Below are 5,453 nucleotides of genomic sequence, written 5' to 3' on the forward strand. Positions count from 1 at the left end.
CCTCCGAGCCGTCCGGCAGGGCGCAGACCGCGACGTCGCCGGCGGACAGCGGGTGGATCGCGACCGCGACGCTGTCGCTGCGGTCGATGACGACGGCGTTTCTCATGGCGCCCCTCTCGCTCGGGTCGCGCGGCGCCCGCATGGCGCCCGCACCCATCAAGTATAGCGTCTGCCCCGGCCCGCCGAAGCGCGCGGGGTGCGGGCCGCGCGGGACGGACGGCGGAGCGCCCCGCGCCCGGCAGGCTCCCCGCAGCGGAGCGCCCCGCGTACGGCGGCCGCGGCGGCACCCCGGCATCCGGCGGCCCCTCCCGCGGCGCCCCCGACGCGGGGACGCGCCCTCAACCCGCTCGAAGCCGCGGCCCCTCGCGGCATGAAAAAAGGGGCCCGGTTTCCCGGACCCCTTCGCGGGACGTCGAGCGTCCCGGAGCGCAGACGTGAAGCCTGCGGAGACTTACTTGAGGGAGACGGCGGCGCCGGCGGCCTCGAGCTTCTCCTTGGCAGCCTCGGCGTCCTCCTTCTTGGCACCCTCGATGACGGCCTTCGGAGCGCTCTCGACGACCTCCTTGGCCTCCTTCAGGCCGAGGGAGGTGAGCTCGCGGACGACCTTGATGACCTGGATCTTGTTGTCGCCGAAGCCCTCGAGCACGACGTCGAACTCGGTCTTCTCCTCCTCATCGGCGCCAGCGCCGGCGGCCGGGGCGGCCACGACGGCGGCCGGGGCGGCGGCGGACACGCCGAAGGTGTCCTCGATGGCCTTGACGAGCTCGGAAGCCTCGAGCAGGGTCATTTCCTTCAGAGCCTCGATGATCTCATCGGTGGTAAGCTTAGCCATTTCAAGCATTCCTTTCGGTTCCCCCGCGGATGCGGGGAGATCTGTGACGGACGGCGCGGATGCGCCTGATGTGCGGGCGCGGGCCCGCGGCGAAGGCGGCTGCTAGGCCGCCTTCTGCTCGGAGACCTGCTGGATCGAACGGGCGAGACCGCTGGAGACGCCGTTGACGCACACAGCGATGTCGCGCGCGAAGCCGGAGATGAGGCCGGCGATCTGACCCAGGAGCTGATCCTTGGTCGGCAGCTCGGCGATGGCGTTGACCTCCTCGGCGGACACGGCCTTGCCCTCGGAGATACCGCCCTTGATCTCGAGCACGCCCTTGGACTTCTGGGCGAAGTCCTTGAGCGCCTTGGCAGCCTCGACGGGCTCGTTCTCATAGAACACATAGGCCACGGGGCCGACGAGGAGCTCGTCGATATCCGGCTGGTCCTGGTTCTTGAGGGCGATGCGGACGAGGTTGTTCTTGTAGACCTTCATCTCGGCGCCGGTCTCGCGGAGCGTGTGGCGCAGTGCCTCGGCCTGCTTGACGGTCAGGCCGCTGTAGTTGACCACGAACACACCGTTGTTGTCCTGGATGCGGGACTCGATCTCGGCGACCTTGTCGATCTTGTACTGCTGCGGCATGAGTTACACCTCCTTCTCGTTTTTCTCGGGCACGGACCCCTGCTTGGACGTGACGGGGGCGTGTCTTGAGAAAAAGAAACCCCCGCGCTGCATGAGAGCGACGGGGGCGAGAAGACATATCTGCTCGACCACCTCGGCTGGCGGGTCTCCCCTTTGAGCTCCGGGCGCGTGCGCCCTTCGCACCGGCTGTCTCTGGCAGCGGATTCGTGCGTGAACGTTGTGTAGTATGCCGGTCCGGGCCCCGCGCGTCAAGCGTCGCGCCGTGCGCACAAAGCCTCCACGCCGGACGCCCGGCAGGGACGCCCCGCTGACCCGGGCATCCAGGCGGCCCGACCCCTTACGACACGAAGGCGGCCAACCGCTCGAGCGCGAGGTCCAGCTCGCCGTCGGACACGCAGAACGACAGCCTCACATGGCCGGGCGCGCCGAAGCTCGACCCCGGCACCAGCCCCACGCCGGCCTCGGAGACGGCGCGCTCGCAGAACTCCTCGTCGACCATCCCCGTCCCCGCGATGCTCGGGAACGCGTAGAAGGCCCCCTGCGGGCGGGCGACGGGCAGGCCCATGGCGTCGAGCGCCGCGACCACGCGGTCCCGGCGGCGCCGGTAGGTCTCGAGCATGGGCGCGGGATCGATCGCGAGCGCCCGCTCGGCCGCCTCCATGCAGAAGGCGACCGACGACGAGGCGGCCGCCTGGTGGGCCTTGGCGATCTGCGACATGAGCGGCTCGGCGCAGGCGATCCACCCAATGCGCCAGCCCGTCATGGCCCAGGGCTTGGAGAAGCTCTCCACCACCACGGTCTGCGCCCGCAGCTCGGGATGGCGCGCGGCGAAGCGCTCGCACCCCCCGTCGAACACGAGCCGGCAGTACACGTCGTCGCTCACCACGTACAGGCCGAACTCCGCGGCGACGCGGGCCACCGCGTCGAGCGAGGCGGCGCTCAGCAGGCGGCCCGTGGGGTTGTTGGGCGAGTTGATGACGACGGCCTTGGTGGCGTCCGTCACGAGGGCGCGCAGGGCCTCCTCGTCGATCTGGAAGCCGCAGGGCGCCGTGTCGAGCCGCACCGGGACCGCGTGGTTCATGCGCGTCACCGATTCGTAGGACACGAAGGCGGGCACGGGGATGATGACCTCGTCCCCGGGGTTCAGCAGCGCGAGCAGCGACGAGGAGATCGCCTCGGTGGCCCCGAGCGTCACCAGGACCTCATCCGGCGCGTAGGCGAGGCCGCGGTCGGCCATGTACGCGGAGATCGCGCGGCGCAGCCCGGGCGCCCCGGCGTTGGGGGCGTAGTGCGTCTCGCCGCGGTCGAGCGCCGCCTTCGCCTCGGCGCGCACGGGATCGGGCGTGTCGAACTCCGGCTCGCCGAGGGCGAGCGAGATGCAGCCGGGCGTGGCCGCGGCCAGAGTTCCGATGCGGCGGATGGCGGACGGCGCGAGCCGGGCGATGCCGGTGTTGACGGGGCGCGGGGGTGCGGGCATGGGGGTACCTCCGAAGGTGAGGGGTACGGGTGCGTGCATCCAGTATCCCACGCCCCGGCGGCGCGGTCGCGTCGGCGCGGGAGACGGGGCGGATTGTTTCGGCGCCGTTGCGGGCGGGCGGGCGCCGCGGGCGCGTTTCAGCCCCGTCGCGAGCATGCGGCGGGCTACAATGGGCGCGGCGGCAGCGGAGACGATGCGGGGAGGTGCCGATGCCGGATACGCGGAAGCGCGTCGCGCTGGTCGACGCGGACGCCGGGGGCGAGGGCGGTGCGGCGCGCCTCATGCTCGAGGACTTCGCCGACGCGCTGCGCGCCTATGCGCGCATGGGGGGCGCCGAGCCCCCCGAGACCCTCTGGCTCGAACCCGGGGAGCCGGCCTGGGGAGGGCGGCCCGACGCCCTGGTCATCGCCTTCCGCCTGCGCGGGGGTACGCTCCCCGAGCGGGTCGGGCGCGCGGCCGACGCGGCCGCGGGGGGCGCCGTGCCCTCGTACGCCCTGTGCTGCACCGACGGCTTCGACGCCGCCGACGCCCTTCCCGCCCTGGACGCGCTCGCCGCCCGATGCGGCGCGACCTGGCGCGGCGGGGTCTCCGCGGGCGGGGGCGCCCTCGTGCCGCTCACCGCGCGCAGCCCCCGCATGGGGACCCTGAGGCGCTGGCGCTCCGAGGCGGTCGACGCCCTCGTGGCCGCCGTGCGCATGGGCGTGGGCGTGGAGGAGGCCGCCGCGCTCACCCGCGACGAGACCCGGCGGCGCGAAGGCGGCGTCATCCTGGCACGCTGCCCGCTCCCCCGCCCGGTCTACCGCCTGGTCGGACGCCTCGCGGAGCGCCCGCGCTAGGCCGCGGCGCCCCGGGGACCGCTCGGACAACGGCGGCGCGACCCGGACGCGGCCCCGCGCAGAGGGCTCCCGATACTACGAACATCTGTTTGCATCTGTGCTATGATGATAGGTCCACGAGGCGGCGCGCCGGACGGGAAGGAGGCGGCATGGCGGACGTGCAGCGTCTGATCGATCAGATCATGAGCACGGAGCGGATCAGGCGGAGCTCCCACTTCTCGGACCGCGTCTTCACCGACGAGCCGATCCTGACGACCGGGCGCCAGATGGCGTCCTACCTGCCCGACCGCTACCGCGAGATGCGCGCCATCTCGCGCTGGCAGGCCGACTCGGGCGGCGGGCGCGGGCGCTGGCTCTCGGAGGCGGAGCTCTTCTACCGGCAGGGCCGCTTCATGGAGGACTTCGAGGACGACTGCCCCTACCATGGGACCTTCAAGGCCTACTTCCCCACCTACAACGCCATGAGCGACCGGCAGCTGCGCGGGTACTTCACCTGGCGCGCGGCCGTGCGCGCCGGGACGGTCGAGGAGACCTCGCTGTCCTTCGCCTACGTCTACCTCTACGAGCTGCTGTGCGGCATCGGGACGGACGGGCCTCTCGACGGCTTCTCGAAGCTCCGGGGATTCTGGGAGGCCTATCGCGGCTTCGCGCCGGAGATCGACCGCTTCGCCCGCGTCTGGCTGCACGATTACACCGTCTACCACGGGCTCGACCCGGCGCTGCTCGACGACCACGCCGCCGTCGCTTTCGACCGCGCGCTGATCGCGCTGGCGGCCGCCCAGCGCGAGTCCCTCGGGCGCCTGGACGCGGCCGGGCGCCCGCGGCGCGGGCAAGCCGCGCTGCTGCCCCCCGACGCCGACTTCGAGCAGCGCGTGCTCGACGCCGTGGACGGCCTGTCCACCTACCGGCCCCGGGCGTCGCGCTACTTCCGCGAGGACCCCGAGGGGCTGCGCCACGTGTGCTGCGCCGTCTTCGCGCGGCTGTGCGCACACTACGCCAAGCGCAAGTCGGGCGGGCTGGTGGAGAGCCTGTTCGGGGAGGTGACCGCCCTGCCCTACACCATGTTCTCGTCCGCCGCGTTCTTCACCGAGGAGCGCCATCCGGACACCGTCTACGAGCTGAACGGGGTCGACCGCTTCACCTGCGAGAACGGGCTGTGGACCTGCGAGCGCGTGCACGGGCACCGCACGCGCAGCGCCCGTCTGGGCGAGGCGATGCGCGCCGCGGACCGCGCGCTGCGGGCGGCCGTCGGCTACGCGCACCCGCTCAAGGAGGAGCAGCTCCCCAAATACCTCCGGCATATCGTCGACCGCGAGGTCGGCGCATGGGTGTCCTGGAAGGAGGTGCACGCGCCGCGGCGGATCGAGATCGACCTGTCCAAGCTCACCGGCATCCGCGACGCCGCCGCGCAGACGCGCGAGGCGCTGCTCGTGGACGAGGAGCGCGAGGAGGCGCCCCTCCCCGTGGCGTGCGCCGCGGACCGCCGGGATCAGCCGGGCGCGCGAGACGACGCGACGGGAGACGCCGGGGGCGTCCTGCAAGAGCGCGGTGCGGCGGGATGCGCGCCTCCGCATGACGGCGGAGCCGTGCGGGCGGCGGAGCCCGCCTTCCGCGCCCCGACCGGAGGCGCCCCGGACGACGGCGTCCAAAGCGGCGGCGGGCCGCCCCCCGCGGAGGGCGACGG

The 5,453-nt window shown here is 72.8% G+C and carries 5 protein-coding genes; 2 read left to right on the top strand and 3 right to left on the bottom strand.

What is annotated here, in order from left to right; genetic code table 11:
- Positions 1–451: 451 nt before the first annotated feature.
- The 3 genes from rplL to PHA29_RS09595 all read right to left on the bottom strand — a co-directional run bounded on the left by rplL (position 452) and on the right by PHA29_RS09595 (position 2,933).
- Positions 452–832, bottom strand: a complete 381-nt coding sequence (gene rplL, locus PHA29_RS09585) for a 50S ribosomal protein L7/L12 (protein ID WP_270405584.1) — start codon at positions 830–832, stop codon at positions 452–454.
- A 102-nt stretch (positions 833–934) separates the two neighbouring features.
- Positions 935–1,456 (bottom strand): 50S ribosomal protein L10, encoded by a 522-nt coding sequence (gene rplJ, locus PHA29_RS09590; protein ID WP_270405582.1) that lies wholly within the window; start codon positions 1,454–1,456, stop codon positions 935–937.
- 337 nt (positions 1,457–1,793) lie between these two features.
- Positions 1,794–2,933: a pyridoxal phosphate-dependent aminotransferase gene (locus tag PHA29_RS09595; RefSeq protein WP_270849391.1), complete on the bottom strand. Its 1,140-nt coding sequence runs from the start codon at positions 2,931–2,933 to the stop codon at positions 1,794–1,796.
- Positions 2,934–3,142: 209 nt separating this feature from the next.
- Here PHA29_RS09595 and PHA29_RS09600 point away from each other — a divergent pair, with 209 nt between their 5' ends.
- Entirely contained in the window at positions 3,143–3,769 is a 627-nt protein-coding gene (locus PHA29_RS09600) for a hypothetical protein (protein WP_270849393.1), read from the top strand.
- Between the two features lie 149 nt (positions 3,770–3,918).
- A partial coding sequence (locus PHA29_RS09605; protein WP_270849395.1) for a TerB N-terminal domain-containing protein occupies positions 3,919–5,453 on the top strand: 1,535 nt, incomplete at its 3' end.

This window comes from Candidatus Collinsella stercoripullorum (genome assembly GCF_027669965.1).
GTDB lineage: Bacteria > Actinomycetota > Coriobacteriia > Coriobacteriales > Coriobacteriaceae > Collinsella > Collinsella stercoripullorum.